The organism is Gilliamella sp. wkB18, assembly GCF_001690875.1.
GTDB lineage: Bacteria > Pseudomonadota > Gammaproteobacteria > Enterobacterales > Orbaceae > Gilliamella > Gilliamella apicola_A.
Genome location: NZ_LZHM01000080.1, coordinates 1 through 26304, shown reverse-complemented (window position 1 = coordinate 26304; position 26304 = coordinate 1). Strand labels below are relative to the sequence as shown.

Below are 26304 nucleotides of genomic sequence, written 5' to 3'. Positions count from 1 at the left end.
TATGATTCCTCTTATGTATTGTTTAACTTTTGGTTCTATCTTATTTGTTATCGGTTTATTCGGTATTATAATTCGCCGTAACCTCTATTTTTTACTACTTAGCCTAATGGTGATGAATAATGGCGCTATTTTCGCCTTAATAGCAGCTAGTTGTTATTGGCAACAACCTGATGGGCAAGTACTTGCTTTTTTAGCTGTTATCGCTGTATTAGCTGAAGCCTGCGTAGGGCTTGCGCTTCTTATGAAATTAATCTATCGCCGTAAACTTTTTAATATTGATTCATTGAGTGAAATGAAAGGATGAATTTACTTTATTTAACTATTATTGTCCCTCTACTTTCGTTTTTAGTGTTAGTTTGTATAGGGAGACATATAAGACCGATTAATGTGATAATAATTGGCATTAGTACCATGTTAATGATTACACTAATTACTATTTTTTCTTGCATTGATTTTAGTACTAATACCGTTCCGGATATGACGCTTGTTTATACCAGAAGATTATGGGAATGGTTTTCTGTTGGCGATTTTGTCGTTCCGATTGCGCTAATGCTAGATGGTTTGTCTTTGACTTTTTTAGTATTAATTGCCTTTTTGGGGTTATTTATTTATTTCTTTGCCGCCTGCTACCTAACATCTAAAAAAGATATTTATACGTTTTATGCTTATAGCAATTTACTAGTCGCCAGTACGTTAACCGTTGTTTTGGTAGATAACTTATTTGTTATGCTAATTGGATGGGAAGGCATTAGTTTAAGTACTTACTTACTCATAGGCATTTATTATAAACAATTGCGTAATAGCTATGCAGCAATTAAAGCCTTTGTTATTATGCATTTAACTGATGTTTTTTTAATTATTGGTATTTTTTTGCTTTTCCAAACAGTTGAAACGTTGGATATTCGACACATTTTAACTCAAGCTCATGATAATTTAGCTATTGATTCAGATATCGTTTTTTGGATTACTTTAACACTATTTTTGGGTGCCATGAGTAAATCAGCGCTATTCCCTATGCAAACTTGGTTTACTGAAACCACATTAGCACCAATGCCAGCTGTTGCATTAATGCAATCTTCAACCGTGATTTTAGCGGGTGTATATTTGGTACTTAGACTTAATAATTTATTTATGATGTCAACTGATGTGCTTAATCTTATGGCTTTAATGTCATCATTAACCGTTTTATTCGCCAGTACAATTGCTTTAGTTCAATATGATATTAAGCGCATTATCACTTTTATAAACTTAGCTCAAATTAGTTATTTATTCTATGCTTTTTCAACTCAAAGTTGGAATTTGTCACTTACTTGCTTAATCAATTACACAGTAACAAGTACATTATTAATTTTGGCATCAGCAATTTTAATCAAAAAATGCCAAGGTGAACGTAATATTAGTAAATTAGGTGGTTTAGTTAAAAAGTACCCTTTGTTATATGCCGTGTTCTTAATTGTGATGTTATCACTCAGTGCTATGCCCTGGATTTCAGCTTCATTCTATATTAAAGGCGATATTATTTGGGGATTAATGGCTAAAAATAATTTAATATCAGGCTCCATTGGGTTGCTGGGAATTTTACTTTCTAGTTTAAATATTTTGCGTTTAATTTTTATCGTATTTTATCATAAACAAAAAATACATCATTTTTCTAAAACCAAATGGATCAGTTACTGCCCAATTTTAATATTATTGATATTTACTACAGCGATATTTATCTATTTCCCTCTACCAATTAAGGGAATTATTCCAATAGCAGAATTAGATACTAAAGGTAAATTGCCATTTCAGTTACTTTTAGCTGCGGTAACGTTATTAAGTTTTCTTATTGCTTATACTCTATACGCTCATCCAAATAGCGAAGTGCAAGATATTTTAAATACCCCAATGGTCAAATTCTTTGTACGATTATGTAGTGTTGATTGGCATTTTGATTATTTAATTAACATTATTTTTGTAAGACCTTATATCTATTTAGCTAACTTACTCAAAAAAGATCCATTAGCTGTATGGGATAATTGGTTTATGTTAGGTATTAAAAAAATAAATTCATATATTGTCAGCTTAGAAAATGGGCATATTCGATGGTATATGGTGTCAATGGTTATAGGTAGCATTATTATATTAATGTTACTCATTTTTATTTAAATTAAGGTGTAATCTTTCATGTTGTTATGGCTTGTTTTTTTACCGGTTATAGGCGGATTAATTGGTTGGCTATGCCATGTATTTATACCGCGGATGGTAACCTCAGCCCATGTGCAAATATACTGCAATAAATTACCTATAATTGTTGCATTGATAACAATACTTATCACTATGGGGATAACCATACATATATGGTCAGATGCTATAACCATTTTAGGTAAAGGGAATAACTGCATATCAGAAATCAATGTTGAGTGGATACCTTTATTGGGGATTCGTTTTCACTTATTGCTCGATGGTTTATCAATAGTTTTAATTACCTCTACGCTATTTATTGTGTTATTAACTATTATCTATTCAAGTAAAGAAAAGTTGAATAACCCTGGCTTATTTTATCTTAGTATACTATTCATGACATCGGCTATTATCATGTTATTTATAGTTACCGATTTATTTTTATTATTCTTTTATTGGGAAGCGGTAGCTATTCCAATCTATTTTTTAATTTCCTTATGGGGTCGGCGTGATTCTAGCTCTCAATTACGTTTTAACGGTGCAAGTAAATTTCTAATCTATACTCAAATTAGTAGTTTATTAATGTTAATATCCATTGTGTCATTAGCATTGATAAATTGGAATTTAACTAGCCATTGGACGTTTGATTATCAGATATTAACCCAAACACCTATATCAAGCAGTACTGAATTTTTATTAATGCTAGGTTTTTTAGCCGCTTTTATTGTGCGCGTACCTTTTGTTCCTTTTCATAATTGGTTTATTGAAGCCCATATTGAGTCATCAACAACTGGATCTATGATGATAAGTGGCTTGTTACTTAGTACCGCAACGTTTGGGCTTTTACGTATTGCCATTCCTCTATTTCCAAACGCTTCTGTCTCGATTATGCCTTTAATATTATTCTTGGCTTTATGTACTGTTTTCTATTCTGCATTACTTGCGTTTAGCCAAACCGATATTAAAAAATTAATTGCATATGTGCATATTGCATTAATGGGATTAGTTACAGCAATTATTTATAGTGGCTCAGTGATTGCTTATCAAGGAATTGTTATCCAAATGATTGCCATTAATTTAGCTATTGTAGGATTGTTTATTATTAGTGGGTTATTAGTTGAATGTTATTCAACTCGTAACATTAACCAATTTACAAGGCTGAAAGAAAAAGTACGATATCTTTCTTCATTTACTTTATTTTTTATACTAGCGGTTTTGGGTGTTCCAGGAACTGCGAATTTTATAGGAAATTACATGATGTTACTTGGTAGTTTCGTTTCATTTTCTTATTTTACTGTTTTATTAATAATTGGTTTATTAATGTTATCAATTTCATTTATTGTTCGTATGCAACCCCTATTTTATGGCGTTACCAATAGTGATATTACTATAAAAAAATCAATTAGTAAGAAAGACTTTTTATTGCTAACGAGCTTGTTAACTGTGCTTATTTTTATCGGTATGTATCCTAAAATAATTTTAGACATGTCTTATTCTGCTGTAAAACAAACACAGCAATATATAACAGTAGAACGCATGGGAGAATAATAAGATATGATGGATCTGTCACCTATATTTGTATTGAGCATTACCATTATTGTTATGTTATTTTCATTATTTGTTTTCAAAATTGGAACAAAATGGTGCACTATTTTGACTGTATGTGGTTTAAGTCTGGCTTTGCTTTGCTCATCTATAATGGGGTATAAAATTTCAATCAATAATCAGGTTATAACGGATATTAGCAGTGATAATATGCAAATACCTACGAAATCAACAACTGAAGTTGATTTGAATTCATCCCAAGAAGAAACTATACCCGTTAACGCAGCATCAACAGAACCAGCTTCAACTGAAAATAAAAGTAATAATGTTGGAAGCAATATTAAGGTGGAGCCGAATGCCGATATAGATGAACTTCAAATAAAACAATCAAAAGTCGATGAAGATAAATCCGTTGACGATAACAGCGCTGAATCCAGTAACTCACAAACAATGGAACAAAAAAAAGCTCCCGCCTCACCTTTCAACGATACTCAAACAAAACTGGCTGATAAAAAAAGCGTTAATGTGAATAATAAGAATGTTCAATTTGCAACTTCTCAAAAAACTGAATTAGACAATGAGCGGAATATCAATGCTCTTTTTACTTGTGATGGTTTTGGCTTGCTATATACCAGTTTAATTTTAATTATTTCAATTATTGTAACCTTTTTTGCTTACCGTTGGTTTAAACAAGAACTAAAGTCACATGGTTTATTTTATGTGATTTTACTTTTTATGACATTAGGTGGGGTTACATTAGTTTATGCTAGCCATTTAATGGCTTTCTTTGTTGGAATAGAATTACTTTCAATTCCGTTTGTTGGGTTAATTGGTTATCAGTATATTCAAACTCATTCCCTTGAAGCTGCGGTAAAATATATGATATTGTCCGCTGTTGCCAGTGCATTTTTATTAATGGGAATAGCATTTTATTATGCAACTACAGGTGAGCTGACTTTTAGTGGTTTAAGCTATCAGCTATCAACAATGACTTATCTTAGCACTTTATTATTAATGGGTGTTTGTTTAATGCTGGTAGGAATTGGTTTTAAATTATCGCTGGTTCCTTTTCAACTTTGGTTGCCAGATGTTTATCAAGGTGCACCTACCGTTGTTGCATTGTTGCTTTCGACCGTAGGAAAAGTTGCTATATTTTGTGCAATTGCCAGACTCTTTTTATTAGCTCCTATTGTTAATAATGAAACTATTCGTATCATCTTAGTAATTATGGCTTTTTGTTCAATTTTGTGGGGCAACTTATTTGCATTTATGCAAAGTAATTTAAAAAGGTTACTTGCGTATTCATCTATTGCTCATTTCGGATATTTATTAATTGCTTTAATTGCAGTGCAATATCAAGTGTTGGCATTAGAAACAATTGGTGTTTACTTAATTGGTTATATTTTATCAAATATCTGTATATTAGGAGTAATCAGTTTAGAATCACATTCTAATGAGCTACAAGATCATGAAAATGAGGTAGATTTATCTGGCTTATTTTGGCGAAAACCAATTCTTGCTTTAGCAATGGGAATTGGATTGCTATCATTAGCGGGAGCACCATTAACTATAGGCTTTATTGGTCGTTTTTTACTAGTTTTATTAGGTGTGACAGCCGAATTGTGGTGGTTAATAGCAGCGGTTGTAATTGGCAGCGCTTTGGGTCTGTATTTTTATGCTCGGTTAATTATCAATCTTTATATAAAACCAACTTACCGAGATGACCTATTGTCAGATTTTATAATTAATATTAAACGAGAAAAAATTAGATTAAGTGAACTATTCATTATTTTTTCAGCGCTTTTGATCGTAATTTGTGGCGTTTATCCTAAATGGATATTTAGTCTAGTCAATATGGCTCAATATTTGACAAGTTAATATGATAACTTATAGTGAGCAAAATTTTTACACGATTATTTGGCTATAAGTTAAAAGGATGAGAAGGCTTTTCTTAAGAATTAAGAGCAGATAAATCTTTGATGTTCTATCTGTTCCTTTAATGTTTCTGTTATATTTGCAATTATGATGATTATTGACCTTCATTGTAAATTTCGAGATTTTCTGACTCTTTTTGAAGAGTTGATTTTTTGCTATCATTTCGATTTTGTTCTAGCTGTGAAAGATAATAGCCATCAACACCTTCAGTAATATAGTTTCCATCGAAAACCGAACATTCTAAATGATGGATACTTGGGTTTTGTTCTGTAACTGAGTCAATTAGATCTGAAAGGTCTTGAAAAATTAATTTATCAGCGCCAATATCTTTAGCAATTTCTTCTACTGTTCGATTATAAGCAATAAGTTCACTTGCAACTGGCATATCAATACCATAAACATTTGGGTATCTAATTTCTGGAGCGGCAGAAGCCAAATAAACTTTTTTTGCACCAACTGAACGCACCATTTCAAGAATTTTTTCAGATGTTGTACCCCGTACAATTGAATCATCAACTAAAAGAACATTTTTACCTTCAAATTCAATACGATTAGCGTTGAGTTTTCTTCTCACTGATAATTTACGTGCATCTTGACCTGGCATAATAAAAGTTCGTCCAACATATCGATTTTTAACAAAACCTTGACGATATGGTTTCTTCAAAATACGAGCTATTTCTAATGCGGCATCACATGATGTCTCAGGGATAGGAATTACAACATCAATATCTACATCGCACCATTCTCTTACTATTTTTTGACCTAGCTTTTGCCCCATTAAAATACGAGATTGATAAACTGATACCCCATTCATCAATGAATCAGGTCTTGCGAAATAAACATATTCAAATATGCATGGATAATATTGGGGATTATTTGAACACTGTTGCGAATAAAGTTTCCCTTCTTGTGTTATATAAATGGCTTCACCTGGCTCAACATCTCTTAATAGTTCGAAATTAAGGATGTCTAATGCGACACTTTCTGAAGCAACCATGTATTCAACTTTTTGATTATCAAGCACACGTTTCCCTATTACTAACGGGCGAATTCCATATGGATCACGAAAAGCAACAAGTCCATGCCCTATAATCATAGCAACACAAGCATACGCACCTTTGATGGTATTATGTAAATGACTCACTGCTGTAAAAATATTATCGGCTGTTAAGGGGTAGGTTGGAAATTTATCTAATTCACTGGCAAAAATATTAAGTAGTACTTCTGAGTCAGAGTTGGTATTAATATGCCGTCTTGCTAATTCAAAGAGTTTATTACGTAGCTTATCAGTATTAGTTAAATTACCATTATGGGCAAGTGCAATACCGTAGGGAGAGTTTACATAAAAAGGTTGTGCTTCAGACGGGCTTGAGCTACCAGCTGTTGGGTAACGAATATGACCTATACCCAAATTCCCCTGCAAGCGCTGCATGTGATGTTCTTGAAACACGTCTTTTACTAAGCCATTAGCTTTACGTAAACAAAAGCGATTTTGTTCATCAATAGTTACTATACCTGCGGCGTCTTGACCTCGGTGTTGCAAAACGGTCAATGCGTCATAGATAGATTGATTAACTGTGCTATATCCTACTATACCAACAACACCACACATACAATATTACCTCAAAATTACTACGATAAAAATGAAGACGATTGTTGTATAAAATCAAAAAACCAACGAATAATAAAACTAAAATGCGGAATAAGCTGAGACTGAGTCCAAAATGGCGATTGTGATAACGGTGTAAAAGTATCAACCAAAAAGAGTATGGCGGCTACAACTAAAATCCCCCGTAAAACACCAAAACCAATACCAAGTACCCGATCCGTACCAGATAACCCTGTTTTTTGCACTAACTCGCCAATAATGTAAGAGACAACAGAACAAACGAGTAATGTTGAAACAAAGAGAATAGCTACAGCAACAGCTATTCGCATTAGTTCACTATCAAAATACGTTAAATAGGCAACGATATAAATGTAAAATCGACTTGCTATAAAAAATGCAAGAATCCAACTAATCAGGGATAATGCTTCTCTTACAAATCCACGTACTATGCTGATTAATGCAGAAAAAACTATTACACCGATAATTGTAAAATCAACCCAATTCATCATAATAACTCACAATTTTATGTCAAAATATTTCTAATTAGCAACTATGATCCCTTTTAATTTCGTCAAATTATTTAAATTATCAATTACTTGTTCAGCTTGCTCTTTCTTTGCATAAGGACCAACTAGTAATTTAATTAATTGGTTAGGCTCCGGATTTTTAGGTATCACTCTAACGTTATAATTATTCAATCTTAACAAAGCAACAAGCTCTTCAATCTTCTGTTTATTTCTTAATGCAGTAAGTTGAATGATATATGGCTTAGGATCTTGCTCTATTGGATCAGTTGTAAAGGTTAGGTCATCTTTTTCATCACCACTAATTTCAGGCGAAACTAAAGAACTTGGGTTCTGGTCAGTATCTGGTATATAAGGTATGCTAGATACGTTATTAGCGCCGTTATTGGCCGTGTTATCATCTGGCGCAGCTTCGGCTGCTTGAAACTGTTCATTTACTATATTAGGTTGTAAGATAGGCGTAGTTGAGGTTTGCGAATTTGATTTATCGGTGATGATCCATGGCGCAATAACAGCTAGGATAAGTAATAAAGCTGCTAAACCAACAAGCCGATTCCTAATAATTTTTTGCTTATTCGGATTATCTTTTTTATCTTCTATCATGATTAATTTCGCCTAATATTCATATTGCTCTAATACATCAGCTACTGTATGAAATGAACCACATACAATGATAATATCATCTTCTTTTGCCTCTTGCATCGCTTTTTGGTAGGCATCGCAGACGGTATCAAATGTTGAAATGTTGGATTCGCCTTTGTCTAGTAGATATTGTTTTAATACTTTGCTATTAGAACCACGCTCACCATAAAGGGTAGCACAATACCAAATATCGCCTTTTAGTATTGATAAAGTGCATTTGATATCTTTATCCTTTAGCATCCCAATGACAATACGAACTTTAGCAACATTTGATTGTTTTTTCTTTAATTCTTCTAGTTGTGTTATTAAATAAGTGGCAGCATGAGAATTATGAGCAACATCAATAATGACAAGAGGCGAAGTTTGTAATATTTGAAAACGCCCAGTTAACTTTGATTGTGAAAGCCCTACACATATTTCAGCTTCAGTAATTTTAAGCGCTGAATAACTTAAGGCTGCAATAGCAGTTGCTGAATTAGCTAAAGGAACATTCGGTATAGGTAAATTACAATAGCACTTTCTTGAAGAATCAAATGACCATAAAGTATCATTGGTTTGTTGTTGATAAGACCAGTCCCGATTTACAGCATAAATTGGGCAGTGAACAGATTTTGCTACGTCTAAAATCGATGAAGGCATTTCTGGTTCACCAACAATGGCAATACTTTTTCTTTTGAAAATACCCGCTTTTTCACGCCCAATACTTTCTTTTGTATTACCAAGATAATCAACATGGTCAATACCAATTGTGGTAATAACTGCTACATCAGCATCAACGATATTTGTGGCATCAAGTCGTCCACCTAATCCTACTTCTAGAATAACTACATCTAGTTTAGCTTGCTTAAATTGATAAAGTGCTGCAAGCGTTGTATATTCAAAATAAGTCAATGAAATATCGCCACGCGCTTTTTCGATTTCGGCAAAAGCTTTTACCATTTCTCGCTCAGTCGATTCTCGATTATCAATTCGCACACGTTCAGTAAATCTTAATAAATGTGGTGAACTATAAACACCTACTCGAAATTTTGCTGCAAGCAAGATCATTTCTAGCGTTCGGCAAGTAGTACCTTTGCCATTCGTCCCAGCTACAGTAAAAACATAGGGAGCAGGTTGTAATAAATCCAACCTTTCTGCCACGGTTTTAACTCGCTCTAGTCCAAGTTCGATGGTTATTGGATGCAGTTGCTCTAAATAACAAAGCCATGTCTTTAAGTTAGACATGGCATCTGGTTTTTTATCTTGCATGACTAATTAAACTGTCTCTGTCTCATTTATAGTAATATCATTAAGCGGATCAGGATACCTCATCAATTTTGCTAATAAAGTAGCAATTTTAGGACGCATATCTTTACGATGAATAATCATATCAATAGCACCTTTTTCAAGTAAAAATTCACTACGCTGAAAACCTTCAGGTAATGTTTCACGAACAGTTTGTTGAATAACACGAGGTCCTGCAAAACCTATAAGCGCTTTAGGCTCAGCAATATTAATATCACCAAGCATAGCTAAACTTGCCGACACACCACCCATAGTAGGATCAGTCATAACTGAAATATATGGTAAGCCTTCATCCTGCATTTTTGCAAGGATCGCACTTGTTTTTGCCATTTGCATCAATGAGTATAGAGCTTCTTGCATTCGAGCACCACCACTTGTTGAAAAACAAATTAATGGGCATTTATCTGCTATCGCTTGTTCAGCAGCGCGTACAAACAAAGCACCTACAACTGAAGACATAGATCCACCAATAAATGCAAATTCAAAGCATGCAGCAACTACTGGAATCCCCAACAATGTGCCTTTCATAACAATCATGGCTTCTTTTTCATGTGTTGCTTTTTGCGCTGCAGTTAAACGATCTTTATATTTTTTTGTATCTTTGAATTTTAAGATATCTTTAGGGGCTAGTTCCGAACCAATTTCAACATCAGAGCCTTCATCTAAAAATCGATACAACCTCACACGTGCAGGAATATGCATATGATGATCACATTTAGGGCAAACCTCTAAATTACGATCTAATTCTGCTTGGTAAATAACTTGCTCACAGTTACTACATTTTGTCCAAACACCACCTGGTATATTCGCTTTTTTATGGTCTGACGATATATTGTTTTTACTTAGAATTTTTTCAATCCAGCTCATTATGATTCTCTCATGCTGCTACTTTCTAGAATTACTGGGTATTGTATAATACTTTGTACTAATTCTTAATAGCTGTTTTTATTTTTGTCCTACTTTGTAAAGATATTTCATATCTTTCTCCAATTACTCAATATAATAAAAAATATTACTTGTATTTAATTATAATAATTTTGGAGATAAAATTTATTATTTGCACCAATAACTTCGATTAATTTTAATATACAAGAAAAACCAATAAAACTTCAACTTTCATATTTAAACTTCTTGACTCCTAATTTATATATAAAAACTAATTTGCAAATTTAATTATAATTAGCTCCGATATTTATTTAAAAATAATTTGTTGCTATTCTTTAATCTATTCGCTTAATAAATTGTTTTATTTTTAACCCCATAGCAATTAATGCCCCGAAGTAAACGAAAACACCGACAATTACTAACAAAAATAGCCGTCCAATGCGTATTAACATTGATCCAGTAGACCAGTTAGATAGCTCTGAGCCTAACCATAATACCGCTGACATTAAAATAACAGCAATAACTACTTTAGCTAAAAATTTATACCAGCCTGATTGTGGATAATAAAGTTGTTTTTTGCGTAGTTGCCAAAATAATAATCCAGCATTAAAACAAGAAGCAAGACCGATTGATAGAGATAGCCCAGCATGCTGTAACGGTCCAATGAATACTAAGTTCATTAATTGTGTCAAAATTAAAGTAGCAATAGCAATCTTAACTGGAGTTTTAATATCTTGTCTTGAATAAAATGCAGGTGCTAATACTTTTATTAGAATCAGACCAAGTAAACCAATAGAATAAGCTACTAAAGCACGCTGTGTCATTAAAGTGTCATTTAAAGTAAATTGCCCATACTCAAATAGTGTTGATATGAGTGGCCGAGAAATTACACCTAAAGCAACAGTGCTAGGCAAGGCTAATAAAAAGCAAAGTTTTAACCCCCAATCTAATAATTCAGAATATTGTTTATGATCGCTCTTTGAAAAACTTTTTGCTAATGATGGCAGTAAAATCGTCCCTAATGCCACTCCAAGCACTCCTGCAGGAAACTCCATTAAACGGTCTGCATAATACATCCAAGAAACGGATCCAGAAGCCAAAAATGAGGCAAAGATAGTGTTAATAATTAATGAAATCTGACCAACTGAAACACCTAAAATTGCAGGTCCCATTTGTTTTAACACGCGCCAAACCCCACTATCTTTTAAATTAATTCTAGGTAGAACTAACATCCCTATTTTTTTCAAATAAGGAAGTTGATAAAGTAGTTGCAAAACACCGCCGATCACAACCGACACAGAAAGAGCCAGCACTGGCGGGTGAAAGTAAGGAGTGAGAAATAATGTGCACACAATCATACTAATATTTAACAATGTTGGTACAAAAGCAGGAACCGAGAAACGATTCCAGGTATTTAGTATTGCCCCAACAAGTGAAGAGAGGGAAATGAAAAATATATAAGGAAAGGTGATTTGCAACATCGTAGTTGCTAGTTGGAATTTCTCAAGCGATTCTTCTTTAAATCCTGGCGCAGTTAATATAATAATAAAAGGAGCTGTTAATATACCTATTAGGGTGACAAATGCCAACACTAGTGTTAATAAACCAGCAATATAAGCAACAAAAGTACGCGTCGCTTCTATTCCTTGTTGATTTTTATATTCTGCTAAAATTGGCACAAAAGCTTGTGAAAAGGCCCCTTCTGCAAACACACGTCTTAGTAAATTAGGTAACTTAAATGCTACAAAAAAAGCATCGGTTGCCATTCCTGCCCCAAAAAAACGAGCAATAATTGCATCACGAACAAAACCTAATACTCGTGAGCCCATTGTCATAGAGCTTATTGTGGCTAAAGATTTTAAAAGATTCATAAAGAATATAGCATCTAAAATGGACAATGAGGCATAGTCTACAAACTATTCGTACAAATCACCATGCTTTTTTTCAATAAATTTTTTATCTATAGTGAGGTAATGAAAACTTACTTTATCATGAGATTTATTTTTTTAACTAATAGTTTGCTTACTGTATAGTATAAAGATGGTGGGTCGTGAGCGATTCGAACGCTCGACAAACGGATTAAAAGTCCGCTGCTCTACCGACTGAGCTAACAACCCTTTTTTAATAGAACGGATGTACCAACGTTATTAGTGATACAAGCGATTTCGGGTTGCTATATTACCTATAATTATTAGGTAATGCAACCCTTTTATGGGTATTTTTTCAAAATACCGAATTTTCATACGCTTTCTTAAAGTGAAGCAAGCTTTTTATTAGCAAGCTCAACAATATTTTTATCTTTAGAATACTTATTCACAACTTGTTGAAATACAGCTTTAGCACTTGTTTTATCACCTTTATCAAATAAAATTATCCCTACTTTATAAAGACTTTCAGCCGCTTTTGGTGAAGACGGAAAATCTTTCACAACTGTTGCATAATAATATGAAGCGTCGTTCTTCTTGCCTTGCTTATAAAATAATTGACCAAGCCAATAATTAACATTAGAACGATATACGGATTTAGGGTAAACTTTTAAAAACTTTTGGAATGCGGCAATCAACTCATCGCTTTGTTTTCCATCACTAATAAACCGCATAATAAAATTATAATCCGTTTTATCGTTACCTGAAGTGGTCCACCCAGATAATTCTGGTGCTGCTACGGTTGAAACAGGCCCAAAAGTTGAAGTTGTAGGCGATGATATGGCTTCTTGTGAAGAGCCAGTATTGGTGTTAAATGAAAGCGCCGAACTACCTGCCATTTGTTGTAAAATTATTTTTTGGCGCTCGATTGTCTGGTTGAGTTGGTATTTAGTTTCTTCTAGTTGACCACGAAGGGTATCAATATCTGATTGCAAATCATTTATCCTTTGTTGATTTTGTATCAACAATTGACCTTGTGCCTGTACAGTTCTTTCCAGTTCAGAACCACCCGCTGCACAACCATAACCAGCAAACAATAAAAATAAGGATAATGTGAGTATTTTTTTATTCATATAATAGGACTCAATGTAAACAGATAAACAAACGGCTAAATAATTCAGCCGTTATGAGAGCGATTAATATACAATTACAGCACGGCGATTTTTGGCGTAAACCGCTTCATCGTGACCTAATACTGCCGGTTGTTCTTTACCATAAGACTTAACTGTCATTTGCCCGACAGATACACCATTAGCTTGAAGATAAGATTCAACTGCAACAGCTCGACGTTCGCCTAAAGCAATATTATATTCAGGTGTTCCACGTTCATCAGCATGACCTTCTATCACAATTTTAATAGGAGTATGTGCTCGTAAAAAACTTGCGTGCGCATCTAACTTATTTCTGTACTCAGGCTTAATATCATATTTATCAAAATCAAAATACACTGTATTCATTTCTTGCTGTTGCAGCTTTTTGAGTAAAGTGTAATCTTCATTAGATAAGCCGTTATATGAGCTGCCACTTGTAGTTGTAGTATTTTTTGAAGAACATGCTGTCACAGCAATTAGAGGTAAAGCAACCACGGCTACTTTAAGAAATTTAGAAAATTGCATTGTTATTAACTCCTATGTGTTAAATAAATAATATTTGGTTTATCTAACTGATTTCAAAACAACATTTGATACCAGTTAGCAAATAATTAGTCATATGATCTTTGCTACAAATTTAATAATATTGATTAAGTTTCGGTCTTCTGTTACAAATATGGTGACCATGATGGAAATTTTACCTGTCCATTAGTTACTGGCAATTCCGCCTTGAAATACCCATCTGTTGAAACCAAGTTTAAGATTGTGCCAAAACCTTTTGTTGAACTATAAATTATCATTGTACCATTTGGCGCTATACTTGGTGTTTCATCTAAAAAAGTATCTGTTAATCGTTGATACGTATTTCTTTCTAGATCATACCGCGTAATATGTTGTTCACCATTATTAGTTGATATCATAGCGATAAACGAGCCATCAGGTGAAACACGTGCGTTTTGATTTTGTGTATTATCCCATGTTAATCGTTGTGGTGTTCCACCATTTATGTTAATGCTGTATAACTGTGGACGTCCAGCTTGATCAGAGGTATAAACAATCGTTTGACTATCAGGCATCCATGATGGTTCAGTATTATTGCTTCGACCTGATGTAATTTGAGTTATTTTCTTTGAGTTTAAATCCATCATATATAAATTCAAATTACCGTCTTTAGATAAAGCAAATGCTAGTTTCATTCCATCTGGTGAAAAAGCAGGTGCACCATTGTGTCGAGGAAAAGATGCTATTGTTTCGATAGCGCCACTATCTAATGTTTTCATAACTAGTGCTGAGCGCCCGCTTTCAAAAGTAACATAGGCAAGTTTTTTACCATCAGGTGACCAGGTCGGTGACATTAACGGCGCTTTTGAGCGATGAACAGTAATCTGATCGTAACCATCATAATCAGACACGCGTAATTCGTGTGTAAATGGTCCTTTGTTTAGTTTTACAATATAAGCAATTCGTGTTCTAAATGCGCCCTTAATACCCGTTAGCGATTCAAAGATTTCATCACTTGCTGTATGTGCAGCATAGCGTAGCCATCGTTTTTCGATGGAGAGTTGGTTTTGTGCTAAAATTGCACCAGGTTTATTAACAGTATCAACTAATTGATAAGTAATAAGATATTTTCCAGATGCATCTGGTTGAATAGAACCGACAACGACAGCAGAAATACCAATATTTTGCCACTCTGTTGGATAAACCTCTGATGCTGTTGTTGGCTTTTGTGGCATATTATTAATATCAATAGGGTTAAATTTACCACTATTACGTAAATCTGAAGAAATGATATCATTAATCATTTGAGGAGGCTCTCCAGATCCAGTCCATTTAAATGGCACAACTGCAATCGGTTTAGCAGCACTTAGACCTTCCGTGATATTAATTTGTATTCCTTCATTATCGGCCCAAACAGTTGCTGCTGAGGCATATAAAAAAATGAAGCAAGTTATCAAAAAGCGAAAAGCACATTTGATCATCTTAAATTCCTTAATAGAAGCAAAATAATTATGTTAAAGTATGTGCAACCTATTAGTCACAATAAAGTTAAAAATTGTAAATAATTCTACAATGAGAAAGATAGCTGATATTACATAACAAGTCTATAACCTTTGTGATAAAAGGTTCAACTGCTGTTAATTATTTTCATTACTTAGAAGTAGCCTTATACTAATACCATTTTTAGCTAGTTTAAAGTACAAAATTTGATATTTTGACAACATAATTTTATTTATCTCTTAAAAATAACTTTTATTAACCTATTATTTATTAATAATATTTCTATCTTTAAGATAAAATTCAACATTGTATAGATATACAACTAAATGAAAATTAAGTCATTATTTTTGACAATACTCACAGTAAAAAGTATTACGTTGCCCTATTTTTTGTGATTTTATTTTCCTTTGGCAGATCAGGCAGGCTTCACCTTCTCTTCCATAAACTTGAAGATTTTGAGCAAAATAACCAGGTTTTCCATCGGATTGGAGAAAGTCTTTAAGAGTCGTACCACCTTGCTCAATTGATTTGGTTAAAACTTGCTTAATTGCGATTGCTAGCCTTTCATATTCAGTAAATTTTAAAGAATCTGCTGCTCGATTAGGATTGATCCTAGCCATAAATAGTGCTTCAGACGCATATATATTACCAACTCCAACTACAATATGATTGTCCATTATCCAACGTTTAATCGGGATATGACGATTCTTTGCTTTTTCAATTAAGTAATTTCCTGAAAATGCATCACTTAATGGTTCAGGTCCCAAATGCTGCAATTGAGTTAATTTATCCAATGAATTTGCCCAGAGCCAAGAGCCGAACCTCCTAGGATCGGTATAGCGCAAACTCACACCATTTTCCAAAACCAAATCGACATGATCATGCTTTTCAGCTTTTTGAGCTTCTTGTAAAATACGTAAACTACCAGACATTCCCAAATGAATCACAATCCAATTGTTAGTTAACTGTAATAACAAATATTTTGCGCGTCGTTTTATATCTAAAATTACTTGTCCATTTGCCTCATTTATAGCATTGTCAATTGGCCAACGAAGTTTAGGTTGGCGAACAATAATTTGTTTTATCGTTTGCCCTTTTAAATAAGGCAAAATTCCACGACGACTAGTTTCTACTTCTGGTAATTCAGGCATAGGAATTCCACTTAATTATTTAACATTTCAGTCACCCAAGCAGGCACTTGTTGAGCAGATTCTGTTTGATTATTATTGATACATAAACTCTGCAAACTAGATGTCCATGCAGGTAAACTACGAAAATCTTGAATATTTCCTTCACATTGCCAATGTCCATTACTATTTATTGGTACCATAAATATATTTTGTGGTATCGGCAGAGTTAGCTTTTTAGGTGTATTATTTTGTAAATATTCACTATATATTTTTAATGCTCCTGTCGCACCAGTTAATTTCATTGGTGAATGATCATCAAGCCCAATCCAAATAACAGCAACATTTTTACCATCAATACCAGTAAACCAACTATCGCGAGAGTCATTACTTGTTCCTGTTTTAGCTGCTAGTTTAAATGAACCATATTTCCCTTTTAATGTACGTGATGTTCCTGATTCAACCACTTGTTGCATTGCATAAGTAGTTAAGTAAGCTGACTGAGGAGAAACAGCTTGAATCTGCTTTGGGTAGCTCTGATATACTAATTCACCTTTGTCTGTTAAAACATATCTTAAAATAGTTAGTGGGGAACGCTGTCCATTATTAGTAATAGTTTGGAACATTTGAGCTGTTTCTAATGGCGTTAATTCTAAAGCTCCTAATAACCTTGATGGCAAATTAGGAATGCGATCTGCTGGTACTCCAAGTGCTTGCAAAATATTTTTTGTCGCATCAAGTCCTAATGCCATACCTAAATTAACTGTTGGGATATTAAGCGAAAGCGCCAAAGCATCAACTAACATAACGCGATTACGAAATTTACGATCGTAGTTTTTCGGTTCCCAATAACCACCACCATCAAGTTTAATTGATAATGGGCTATCATTTAGCCATGTATTAAGTTGATAATGATCAGGTTGTCCAAGTGCAGTTAAGTAAGTTGCTGGTTTAGCAAGAGAGCCTATAGCTCGCCTAGTTAACCATGCTCGATTATAACCTGGATAACGTGGCTCGGCACTCCCTATAATTGATCTAATTTCACCTGTTTCTCGACTAACGACAACCATTGCTGCCTGTAAGTCTTTATTTGTTGATTTACGTAGTACTTCAATTTCATTGGTTACAGCTTGTTCTGCAGCAGCTTGAGCAACTGGATCAAAAGTTGTAAAAATCTTCATGCCAGAAAGGTGTTCTGCTTTATCACCTAATTGGTTACGAAGTTCACTACGAACAACCTGCATAAACGCAGGTTGAGGAGAAATGACACCTCCTTTAGGTAAAACAGATAGCGGGCGCTGGCTTAATAAGTTATACAATTCATCGTCAATAATACCTTGCTGTTGTGAAAGTTTTAACACAACATTGCGCCGTTCAATTACCTGTAGCGGTTGTGTCCAAGGGTTGTACAATGAAGCACCTTTTACCATTCCAACTAAAACTGCTTGTTGATCTAAAGTAAGTTCATTTACTGGGCGACCAAAGTAATATAAACTTGCTAATGGAAATCCATGGATCTCTTCACTACCTGCTTGACCAAAATAAATTTCGTTCAAGTAAAGTTCTAAAATACGTTCTTTACTATAGCGAGCATCTAAAATCAAAGCCATATAGGCTTCACGTATTTTTCGACTCAAACTTCGTTCATTTGTTAAAAAAAGATTTTTAACTGTTTGCTGGGTTAATGTACTACCCCCTTCAGTCCGTCCTGTTGTAAGGTTAACATAAATTGCACGTCCAATTGAATACAGACTCACACCATGATGTTCGTAAAAACGTTTGTCTTCAGTAGCAACTAATGTTTTTAATAATGAATCAGGAAACGCTTTTAATGGTACAAAAAGTCGTTGTTCGCCATTTGGAGAATGCATCATCGTTATTAATTTTGGATCGATTTTTAGTAATCCAAAATCTCTACCTGTATTTAAATTTATAATACGGTCTATTCGGTTTTGATAAAAAGTAATTTTAATACGGAATGCTTGCTCTTCACCATCAGGAAAAGTAAAAGGTCGTCGATAAATTTCAACTGCATCATTACTTACAATAAATTCCCCAGGGCGCGTAGCTTTTGTAGCTTGCTGACGATATTGTGCGCCAACTAACATAGTAACCACATCATTTAAGCTGTATTCACTGTCGGGTTCAAGCTCAATAATTTGACCATAAATTGCAGCAGGTAGTTCCCATACATTGCCATCAATTCGTTCTTTAATTTTCTGATCAAGATATATACCATAAAAAACAGTGACCGCTAAAAAAATAAGCAGTAGTTTAAATAGTAACGAAAGCAATCGACCCAATAGTGAACGCTTTTTAATTTTTTTTGTTTTTGAAGAAGGTTTCTTTTGGGTAGTTTTAGTTGATGTATTCAAAGCTCGCCTAAGATCCATTATTGAATAATAATGGACTTATAATACCACAATTTTTTAAATATAAACTTACCTTATTTTGTTGATATTAATTCAAAATTACTTTTCCAAATTTATGATTAAAATTCCAGTTGTGGTTTGATATTTTTAACTTTTGCTATAAACGCATTTTTAGATTTACCTGTTAAACCTTCATTTATTGGTAGACTTGCGGTTAATGGATTAACTGGTTTGTTATTGATATGCAATTCAAAATGTAAATGAGGACCAGTTGAACGCCCTGTATTACCTGATAAACCTATTTGGTCCCCTTGCTTAACTTGCTGCCCTTGTTTAACTAAAATTTTGTCAAGATGCATGTAAGTTGTCATATATTGGCGTCCATGTCTAATAGCAATATAATTACCTGCTGAACCACTATATTTAGCAATTACAACTTCGCCATTACCAACTGACAATACCGGCGTGCCTCGTGATACAGCAAAGTCCACACCATTATGAGGTGCTATACGCCCTGTAACAGGGTGCAAACGGCGAGGATTAAATCCAGATGAAACACGTGCTTTTTTTGCCAAAGGATAACGGAAGAAACTCTGTGATAAGCTGCTTCCATTAATATCATAATACTTTCCATCATCTGCCAAAATTGCATAAAAATCTTTAGAGCCATTTTTAAAGCGAAAAGCTAATAATTGGCTATTAGAAAGATGTTTACCATGCATTTGCCGCGATAAAATTACCGAAAATTTGTCTCCAACTCTCAAACGTTTGAAATCCAGACGCCATTGTAATGCGCGTGTAATAGTGCCAATTTCACTACTAGTTAAGCCAATTTTCCGAGCATCAGCAATAAAATTTGTTTTAATTTCACCTTTAAGGATAACTTCTTGGGATACAGCCTCTTCAGTTTCTGAACTTTCTACAAAGTTATCACCAGATTTTTCATATATTCGAATATTATTACTTGAAATGGTCCAATTAAAACTCTTCAAATTATGATCATCATCAGTAGTCCAACTAATTTGTTGACCAATTCTTAGATTAGCTAGTTGTTTATACTTTGTTGTCAACTGATAAATATCATTTCGATTAACATTATAACGTAATAAAATATCATGCAACGTATCGCCTCGAACAATAGTATATTGCACAGTGTTATCTTTATCATCAAGAATTGCGTCTAAATCATCTTTAGCAACAATATCTTCTGGTTCATCTGAAGATTCTGTTATCTTGGAATTTGAATTATCATCAACTATTTCAATTTGTCCTTCCCCAATATCAACAGGTAAAGAAGAACCGTTAGATACAGTTGTTTCTGCTTGAGGATTTAGTGGTACATAAACAGTACGTTCCAAATTGAGAGGTCGCCACAATACGGAAAACAAGATAACGAAAAAAAGGACACCTGATATTGAAAGATAAGGAATTTTAAAATTATTTATTTCAATATCTGGAAATTTAATCTTTCTTGCCAAAATCAACCTTAACTATTTATTATTTAATCTATTATTTATCTAAACAATCCAACAGTTGCTGTGTTAATTTTAACAAAAATTGTGAATAAGCATCTTTCGAAAGATCTATATCAGTTCCTAATGGGTTTAATTCCCCAATTCGAACTTTCGTTCCATCCACTAATTTTCCAATAACTGCAGGACTAAACTGCGGTTCACTAAATATACATATTGCTTGGTGTTCTTTTATTTTTTGTTTTATAGCGTAAACTTTTTGAACACCAGGCTGTACTGATGGATTTATGGTAAAACTACCCAAATTGTTTAATCCAAACTTCGCTTCAAAATACCCATAGGCATCATGAAATACAAAATACCCTCTATTTTGGACGTTTCTAAGTTTTTTTGCAATATTTTGTTCTGTTTCAGCCAGTTTAATTGTGAATTCGCTTAGATTTTCATCAATTAAATCTTTTTTATCTGGATATTGTATTATCAATTTGTCATGAACTGACTTAGCAATAATTTTTGCTATTTCTGGAGAAAGCCAAATATGCTCATCATATTCGCCATGATGATCATGGTCAGATGAATCGTGATGGCTTTGTATTTCTTCATGGGAATTATTATCATGACTAGTTCGAAGTAAAACTTTAATATCCGATATATCAATTAATTCAATTTGCTTTTGTTTATCAACATTTTTTAAAATCGCCGGCATAAAAGTTTCTAGATCTTCACCTATCCAAATAACCAATTGAGCTGATTTGATTTTTCTTAAATCTGCAGGCGTTAAAGAATATGTATGAGGTGAAGCTCCATCTGGTAATAAGATCTCTGTCTCAGTTACACCTGAAGCAATTGCTTCAACAATAAAACCTATCGGCTTCACAGATGAAACAATTGTCGCTTCTGCATTTATAATCATACTCTCTATAACGAATATAGATCCAGACATCACCAAAAATCGGATAAAACGTTCTAAATTCCTTACAATATATTTTTTCATGCCATTATGTTATGTTTAAAAATGTGATAAAATAGACTTTATATATTGTTATAGTATAACATAACATGTAGATAAGCAAGGGTATATCAATAATATGACTCAATTAATTTCTCTTGATAATGTCTCCGTTGAAATCAATCATCAGAAAATATTGGATGATGTTTCATTATCAATTAACTTGAATCAAATTATTACGTTATTGGGACCAAATGGAGCCGGTAAATCAACTATGGTTAAAGTCATTTTAGGCTTAATTCCCCATACTTCAGGGGAAATTAAACGATTAGCTAATTTAACTATCGGTTATATTCCTCAATCAATCAATTTAAATCCTACTTTACCCATCACTGTTAAACGCTTTATGCATTTAAATAAAAAATTAAAAAATAAAGATATTATTAATTCGCTCTCGCTAGTAGAGGCAGAATATTTAATTGATAAATCGATACATCAATTATCAGGTGGCGAATTGCAACGTGTTCTACTTGCTCAAGCTCTCGCAAAACGTCCTCAATTGTTAATTCTAGATGAGCCAACACAAGGGCTTGATGTTAATGGTCAAATTTTATTATATGATTTAATTGTTAGTGCTAAAAAGCAGTTTAATTGTGGTGTGTTAATGGTTTCTCATGATCTTCATTTGGTTATGGCAAAAACCGATGAAGTTATCTGTTTAAACCATCATATTTGTTGTTCAGGGACACCTGCAATTGTATCTAACGATCCCGAATTTATCTCGCTTTTTGGTGGACATTGTGCATCTCAAATCGCAGTTTATAAACATTGCCACAATCATCAACATGATTTCTGTCAAAAACACACTGATTTCAACCAATAATATTTTTACCTAATGTTGAAAAGGAGATAAATAATGATTGAATTTCTACTGCCTTCTTTATTCGTAGGGCTATGTTTAACGACAGTTACTGGACCATTAGGGACATTTGTAGTTTGGCGGAGAATGTCATATTTTGGTGATACATTATCACATGCAGCGTTGCTCGGTATAGCTTTTGGTTTTTTATTTAATATAAATCTATTTTATGGCATTATTTTTGTCACATTAATTTTGGCATTAGGATTACTATGGTTAGAGTCTCAAAAACAGCTAGCTATAGATACTATACTTGGAATATTAGCGCACAGTGCACTCTCACTTGGCTTAGTAGTAATTAGTTTATTAGGTAATATTCGAGTTGATTTGATGGGATACTTATTTGGTGATCTTTTATCTGTGACATATATAGATATTTATCCAATCATTTTTTGTGTAATATTAATAGGAATTTTATTAATTTGGCGTTGGAATGATTTTTTGTTTATCACTATAAATGAAGAATTAGCTTTTATTCAGGGTATTAATATAAAATTTACTAAACTACTTTTAATATTATTACTAGCTTTAACTATTGGAATTGCAATGAAATTTGTCGGTGCACTCATTATAACATCTTTACTAATTATTCCTGCAGCTACTGCCAAATATTATTCAAAAACACCTGAAACAATGGCGCTAACAGCCATAGTCATTGGTATGCTATCTATTATTAGTGGTTTAATTTTCTCATCAATTTACAATACACCAACAAGCCCATCTGTTGTGTTAAGTAATGCTTGTCTTTTTTTTATATCTTTAATAATTTCAAAATTATTTTTCTCTAATAAAGCTTAGAAAACTCAGTAAAAATAATAAATTTATTGCGATACAGATCTCAATCTAAATATAGTTTTAATTGATGTTTATTTTTTAGAAAGTAACATGATGAAAATTCAAAAAATTAATCATTTATATTATGTCTCTTGCAATTATTCATACTCGCGCATCTGTTGGTATACAAGCACCACATATTAATGTTGAAGTTCATATTAGTAATGGATTACCAGGTTTTGTATTAGTAGGTCTTCCAGAAGCTACTGTAAAAGAGGCCAAAGATAGAGTACGAAGTGCCATTATAAATAGTGGCTTTACATTTCCTGCAAAAAAAATAACAGTTAATTTATCTCCAGCAGATCTCCCAAAAGAAGGAAGCCGTTTTGATTTACCTATTGCTATCGCCATTCTTGCAGCGACTGAACAAATTCCAACAGAAAATCTATTGCACTATGAGTTTTTGGGAGAACTAGCACTTTCAGGTGATATTCGTGCAGTTAAAGGGGCGATTCCTGCTGCTATAGCTTCAAAAAAAAGTAATCGTACATTAATTATTTCGGCTGAGAATCAATCTGAAATATCATTGATTCATCATAATAACACTCTAGTTACGAACAACTTATTAGAGTTATGTCAATACTTATACAATCAAATTCAATTACCTACTGTAAAGTATAGGGAATATGAAGATGTTGATACTCATTTAGCTAACTTACAAGATATTATAGGTCAAGAGCATGCTAAAAGAGCTTTAGAAATTGCTGCGGCAGGTGGGCATAATCTATTATTAATTGGTCCCCCTGGAACTGGAAAAACAATGTTGGCAACACGTTTAACCTCTTTATTACCGCCATTAACTGATGATGAAGCGCTAGAAAGTGCGGCAATAACCAGCTTAATTAGTCCCAATGGCTCAATAAAAAATTGGCGAAAAAGACCCTTCAGATCACCCCATCATAGTGCATCAAGTGCAGCACTTGTTGGTGGTGGTACAATACCTAAACCTGGAGAAATCTCACTTGCACATAATGGTGTATTATTTTTAGACGAGCTGCCAGAATTTAATCGTAAAGTTTTAGATGCATTAAGAGAACCCATTGAATCTGGTGAAATTATTATTTCAAGAGCAAATGCTAAAATAAGATTTCCTGCTAAATTTCAACTTATAGCAGCAATGAACCCTAGCCCAACAGGGCATTATCAAGGAACACATAATAGAACAACACCACTACAGATAATTCGCTACTTAAATCGACTTTCTGGTCCCTTTTTAGATAGATTTGATATTTCTATTGAAGTACCACTATTACCCCAAGGAGCATTAAGTCAAAGAATAACAATGGCTGAATCGACTGAACAAGTGAAACAAAGAGTATTTAAAGCAAGGAATACACAATTAAAAAGAAACAAAAAATTAAATAGTCAGTTATCCCCAAATGAAATACCACATTATTGCCAATTATCTAATGAAAATAATGAATATTTGGAAAAAGCTTTAATCAAGTTAGGGCTTTCGGTTCGAGCATGGCATCGAATATTAAAAGTATCAAGAACTATTGCAGATTTAGAGCTATCAGAAAAAATAGAACGAAAACATATTTCAGAAGCTTTAAGTTATCGTTCTATGGATCGATTACTAATTCAATTACACAAAAACATTGGTTAAAAGAATCAGTCATCATTATCTATGAAATCATCACTTACATCAACTTGTGGTTTTCCACCGGATAATGTATGAAAACGTTTTGGTTTATTTATACGAGAAAGATATTTTATCCAAACTTTTTCAAAATCAGTTGATGCTTCTTTTTTTCCTTTACAAACTGCAACAAATGATTTTTCTTCTGGAGTTAAAGGTTTCTTTACTTCTGTATCAAGTGCTTTAAAAGTACAACCATATTTCTCTAAAATCTGCGCTTCTTTGATTGTAAAATCTCCATGGCGAGAAAAGCCTCTTGGATAATTTTTATTATCAAAAAAACGTTGTTGACTTATAAAACTTTCAGCCATTTTTTATCCTCTAGATTGTAAAAGTCGTAGGGCGAAAATTATAATTCAGTAACGTAATCTGTAAATAATTTTTTTTATTTATATAGATAAATAATGATTAAGCGATTAAAATTAATACAAATTATCATTTTGTGGCAGGGGCGGAGAGTCTCGAACTCCCAACACCCGGTTTTGGAGACCGGTGCTCTACCAATTGAACTACGCCCCTAAATAAGGTGGCGGAACGGACGGGGCTCGAACCCGCGACCCCCTGCGTGACAGGCAGGTATTCTAACCAACTGAACTACCGCTCCACCGTATTTGGCATGCCTATAAAATAGAAATTAAGATTTAAAAAGTCTGGCGGCACCCTACTCTCACATGGGTAATACCCACACTACCATCGGCACTACGGCGTTTCACTTCTGAGTTCGGCATGGGGTCAGGTGGGACCACCGCGCTATTACCGCCAGACATATTCTTTTCTCTTCTACAATCAGTGCTCATTATCTCATAATAACACCAATCTCTCAATTCGGAACAAACCACTCAATCAACATTTAATCCAATTTCGATGACTTAGTCATCAAACGCTTCTCTTCACGTAATCACAAAACAACTCCGAGTTGTAAGGTTAAGACTCTCGGTTCATTAGTATCAGTTAGCTCAATGTATCACTACACTTACACACCTGACCTATCTACGTCTTAGTCTCAAACGAACCTTACTGAATCTCTTCAGGGAAAACTCATCTTAAGGCTAGTTTCGTGCTTAGATGCTTTCAGCACTTATCTATTCCGCACGTAGCTACCGGGCAATGCAATTGGCATCACAACCCGAACACCAGCGGTGCGTTCACTTCGGTCCTCTCGTACTAGAAGCAAACCCTCTCAATTTTCCTACGCCCATGGCAGATAGGGACCGAACTGTCTCACGACGTTCTAAACCCAGCTCGCGTACCACTTTAAACGGCGAACAGCCGTACCCTTGGGACCTACTTCAGCCCCAGGATGTGATGAGCCGACATCGAGGTGCCAAACACCGCCGTCGATATGAACTCTTGGGCGGTATCAGCCTGTTATCCCCGGAGTACCT

Annotated in this window: 21 protein-coding genes, 3 tRNA genes and 2 rRNA genes; 7 read left to right on the top strand and 19 right to left on the bottom strand. The window is 33.9% G+C overall.

Going from position 1 to position 26304, the window contains the following annotated elements; genetic code table 11:
• The first annotated feature begins 1 nt into the window (after position 1).
• Genes nuoK through A9G48_RS08795 form a run of 4 tightly spaced genes read left to right on the top strand, consistent with a single transcriptional unit; the run spans position 2 to position 5586 of the window.
• Positions 2-304, top strand: coding sequence for an NADH-quinone oxidoreductase subunit NuoK (gene nuoK, locus A9G48_RS08810; RefSeq protein ID WP_034946000.1), 303 nt, complete (start codon positions 2-4; stop codon positions 302-304).
• Positions 301-2148, top strand: coding sequence for an NADH-quinone oxidoreductase subunit 5 family protein (locus A9G48_RS08805; protein WP_081299264.1), 1848 nt, complete (start codon positions 301-303; stop codon positions 2146-2148). Before nuoK ends, A9G48_RS08805 begins: the two co-directional genes overlap by 4 nt.
• Before the next feature lie 18 nt (positions 2149-2166).
• Positions 2167-3711, top strand: a complete 1545-nt coding sequence (locus A9G48_RS08800) for a complex I subunit 4 family protein (protein WP_034946007.1) — start codon at positions 2167-2169, stop codon at positions 3709-3711.
• 6 nt (positions 3712-3717) lie between these two features.
• Positions 3718-5586, top strand: a complete 1869-nt coding sequence (locus A9G48_RS08795; RefSeq protein WP_081295284.1) for an NADH-quinone oxidoreductase subunit N — start codon at positions 3718-3720, stop codon at positions 5584-5586.
• A gap of 151 nt (positions 5587-5737) precedes the next feature.
• On the opposite strand, the gene purF is transcribed toward A9G48_RS08795, so the two are convergent.
• The 14 genes from purF to znuA form a co-directional block, all read right to left on the bottom strand.
• Positions 5738-7255 (bottom strand): amidophosphoribosyltransferase, encoded by a 1518-nt coding sequence (gene purF / locus A9G48_RS08790; protein ID WP_034946010.1) that lies wholly within the window; start codon positions 7253-7255, stop codon positions 5738-5740.
• A gap of 20 nt (positions 7256-7275) precedes the next feature.
• The gene (locus A9G48_RS08785; protein ID WP_034946259.1) at positions 7276-7758 is read right to left on the bottom strand and encodes a CvpA family protein; all 483 of its coding nucleotides are present in this window, start codon (positions 7756-7758) and stop codon (positions 7276-7278) included.
• Between the two features lie 33 nt (positions 7759-7791).
• The gene (locus tag A9G48_RS08780) at positions 7792-8379 is read right to left on the bottom strand and encodes an SPOR domain-containing protein (RefSeq protein ID WP_051825236.1); all 588 of its coding nucleotides are present in this window, start codon (positions 8377-8379) and stop codon (positions 7792-7794) included.
• A gap of 12 nt (positions 8380-8391) precedes the next feature.
• Complete coding sequence (folC, locus tag A9G48_RS08775) at positions 8392-9666, bottom strand: bifunctional tetrahydrofolate synthase/dihydrofolate synthase (protein WP_065576080.1); 1275 nt, start codon at positions 9664-9666, stop codon at positions 8392-8394.
• A 6-nt stretch (positions 9667-9672) separates the two neighbouring features.
• Positions 9673-10569 (bottom strand): acetyl-CoA carboxylase, carboxyltransferase subunit beta, encoded by an 897-nt coding sequence (gene accD / locus A9G48_RS08770; protein WP_034946014.1) that lies wholly within the window; start codon positions 10567-10569, stop codon positions 9673-9675.
• 353 nt (positions 10570-10922) lie between these two features.
• A complete protein-coding gene (gene murJ, locus A9G48_RS08765; RefSeq protein WP_034946016.1) occupies positions 10923-12458 on the bottom strand; it encodes a murein biosynthesis integral membrane protein MurJ in 1536 nt (511 codons plus the stop codon).
• A gap of 170 nt (positions 12459-12628) precedes the next feature.
• A tRNA-Lys gene (locus tag A9G48_RS08760) sits at positions 12629-12704 on the bottom strand.
• 134 nt (positions 12705-12838) lie between these two features.
• A complete protein-coding gene (ybgF, locus tag A9G48_RS08755; RefSeq protein WP_065576079.1) occupies positions 12839-13585 on the bottom strand; it encodes a tol-pal system protein YbgF in 747 nt (248 codons plus the stop codon).
• Between the two features lie 63 nt (positions 13586-13648).
• Positions 13649-14128 (bottom strand): peptidoglycan-associated lipoprotein Pal, encoded by a 480-nt coding sequence (gene pal / locus A9G48_RS08750; RefSeq protein WP_034946018.1) that lies wholly within the window; start codon positions 14126-14128, stop codon positions 13649-13651.
• A gap of 143 nt (positions 14129-14271) precedes the next feature.
• Positions 14272-15585 carry a Tol-Pal system beta propeller repeat protein TolB gene (tolB, locus tag A9G48_RS08745; protein ID WP_141670357.1) on the bottom strand — a complete coding sequence of 438 codons (1314 nt, stop codon included), beginning with the start codon at positions 15583-15585 and terminating at the stop codon, positions 14272-14274.
• 360 nt (positions 15586-15945) lie between these two features.
• Positions 15946-16755, bottom strand: a complete 810-nt coding sequence (gene mutM / locus A9G48_RS08740) for a bifunctional DNA-formamidopyrimidine glycosylase/DNA-(apurinic or apyrimidinic site) lyase (protein WP_034946021.1) — start codon at positions 16753-16755, stop codon at positions 15946-15948.
• 11 nt (positions 16756-16766) lie between these two features.
• Positions 16767-19106, bottom strand: coding sequence for a bifunctional glycosyl transferase/transpeptidase (mrcB, locus tag A9G48_RS08735; protein WP_051825240.1), 2340 nt, complete (start codon positions 19104-19106; stop codon positions 16767-16769).
• A 116-nt stretch (positions 19107-19222) separates the two neighbouring features.
• Entirely contained in the window at positions 19223-20581 is a 1359-nt protein-coding gene (mepM, locus tag A9G48_RS08730; protein ID WP_065576078.1) for a murein DD-endopeptidase MepM, read from the bottom strand.
• A gap of 31 nt (positions 20582-20612) precedes the next feature.
• Positions 20613-21569 carry a zinc ABC transporter substrate-binding protein ZnuA gene (gene znuA, locus A9G48_RS08725; protein ID WP_034946024.1) on the bottom strand — a complete coding sequence of 319 codons (957 nt, stop codon included), beginning with the start codon at positions 21567-21569 and terminating at the stop codon, positions 20613-20615.
• A gap of 94 nt (positions 21570-21663) precedes the next feature.
• Between znuA and znuC the strand changes: the two genes are divergently transcribed.
• The 3 genes from znuC to A9G48_RS08710 all read left to right on the top strand — a co-directional run bounded on the left by znuC (position 21664) and on the right by A9G48_RS08710 (position 24886).
• Complete coding sequence (gene znuC / locus A9G48_RS08720) at positions 21664-22407, top strand: zinc ABC transporter ATP-binding protein ZnuC (protein ID WP_065569199.1); 744 nt, start codon at positions 21664-21666, stop codon at positions 22405-22407.
• 33 nt (positions 22408-22440) lie between these two features.
• Positions 22441-23241 carry a zinc ABC transporter permease subunit ZnuB gene (znuB, locus tag A9G48_RS08715; protein WP_065576077.1) on the top strand — a complete coding sequence of 267 codons (801 nt, stop codon included), beginning with the start codon at positions 22441-22443 and terminating at the stop codon, positions 23239-23241.
• Positions 23242-23362: 121 nt separating this feature from the next.
• Entirely contained in the window at positions 23363-24886 is a 1524-nt protein-coding gene (locus tag A9G48_RS08710) for a YifB family Mg chelatase-like AAA ATPase (RefSeq protein WP_034946032.1), read from the top strand.
• A 5-nt stretch (positions 24887-24891) separates the two neighbouring features.
• Here the strand turns inward: A9G48_RS08710 and A9G48_RS08705 are convergent, their stop codons facing one another.
• From A9G48_RS08705 to A9G48_RS08685, 5 genes are all read right to left on the bottom strand, one after another.
• A complete protein-coding gene (locus A9G48_RS08705; protein WP_034946035.1) occupies positions 24892-25230 on the bottom strand; it encodes a DUF413 domain-containing protein in 339 nt (112 codons plus the stop codon).
• A gap of 132 nt (positions 25231-25362) precedes the next feature.
• Positions 25363-25438: transfer RNA gene (locus A9G48_RS08700), tRNA-Trp, on the bottom strand.
• A gap of 8 nt (positions 25439-25446) precedes the next feature.
• Positions 25447-25523: transfer RNA gene (locus tag A9G48_RS08695), tRNA-Asp, on the bottom strand.
• A gap of 44 nt (positions 25524-25567) precedes the next feature.
• A 5S ribosomal RNA gene (gene rrf / locus A9G48_RS08690) occupies positions 25568-25683 on the bottom strand.
• A gap of 156 nt (positions 25684-25839) precedes the next feature.
• Positions 25840-26304, bottom strand: a 23S ribosomal RNA gene (locus A9G48_RS08685); the annotation flags it as partial.

Bases quoted from the DNA above. Each gene is read 5' to 3' on its own strand.
- A9G48_RS08780 (WP_051825236.1), bottom strand. From the start codon at position 8,379: ATGATAGAAGATAAAAAAGATAATCCGAATAAGCAAAAAATTATTAGG.
- A9G48_RS08785 (WP_034946259.1), bottom strand. From the start codon at position 7,758: ATGAATTGGGTTGATTTTACAATTATCGGTGTAATAGTTTTTTCTGCA.
- A9G48_RS08795 (WP_081295284.1), top strand. From the start codon at position 3,718: ATGATGGATCTGTCACCTATATTTGTATTGAGCATTACCATTATTGTT.
- znuC (WP_065569199.1), top strand. From the start codon at position 21,664: ATGACTCAATTAATTTCTCTTGATAATGTCTCCGTTGAAATCAATCAT.
- nuoK (WP_034946000.1), top strand. From the start codon at position 2: ATGATTCCTCTTATGTATTGTTTAACTTTTGGTTCTATCTTATTTGTT.
- A9G48_RS08800 (WP_034946007.1), top strand. From the start codon at position 2,167: ATGTTGTTATGGCTTGTTTTTTTACCGGTTATAGGCGGATTAATTGGT.
- mutM (WP_034946021.1), bottom strand. From the start codon at position 16,755: ATGCCTGAATTACCAGAAGTAGAAACTAGTCGTCGTGGAATTTTGCCT.
- A9G48_RS08710 (WP_034946032.1), top strand. From the start codon at position 23,363: ATGTCTCTTGCAATTATTCATACTCGCGCATCTGTTGGTATACAAGCA.
- purF (WP_034946010.1), bottom strand. From the start codon at position 7,255: ATGTGTGGTGTTGTTGGTATAGTAGGATATAGCACAGTTAATCAATCT.
- A9G48_RS08705 (WP_034946035.1), bottom strand. From the start codon at position 25,230: ATGGCTGAAAGTTTTATAAGTCAACAACGTTTTTTTGATAATAAAAAT.
- znuA (WP_034946024.1), bottom strand. From the start codon at position 21,569: ATGAAAAAATATATTGTAAGGAATTTAGAACGTTTTATCCGATTTTTG.
- accD (WP_034946014.1), bottom strand. From the start codon at position 10,569: ATGAGCTGGATTGAAAAAATTCTAAGTAAAAACAATATATCGTCAGAC.
- pal (WP_034946018.1), bottom strand. From the start codon at position 14,128: ATGCAATTTTCTAAATTTCTTAAAGTAGCCGTGGTTGCTTTACCTCTA.
- ybgF (WP_065576079.1), bottom strand. From the start codon at position 13,585: ATGAATAAAAAAATACTCACATTATCCTTATTTTTATTGTTTGCTGGT.
- A9G48_RS08805 (WP_081299264.1), top strand. From the start codon at position 301: ATGAATTTACTTTATTTAACTATTATTGTCCCTCTACTTTCGTTTTTA.
- folC (WP_065576080.1), bottom strand. From the start codon at position 9,666: ATGCAAGATAAAAAACCAGATGCCATGTCTAACTTAAAGACATGGCTT.
- tolB (WP_141670357.1), bottom strand. From the start codon at position 15,585: ATGATCAAATGTGCTTTTCGCTTTTTGATAACTTGCTTCATTTTTTTA.
- znuB (WP_065576077.1), top strand. From the start codon at position 22,441: ATGATTGAATTTCTACTGCCTTCTTTATTCGTAGGGCTATGTTTAACG.
- murJ (WP_034946016.1), bottom strand. From the start codon at position 12,458: ATGAATCTTTTAAAATCTTTAGCCACAATAAGCTCTATGACAATGGGC.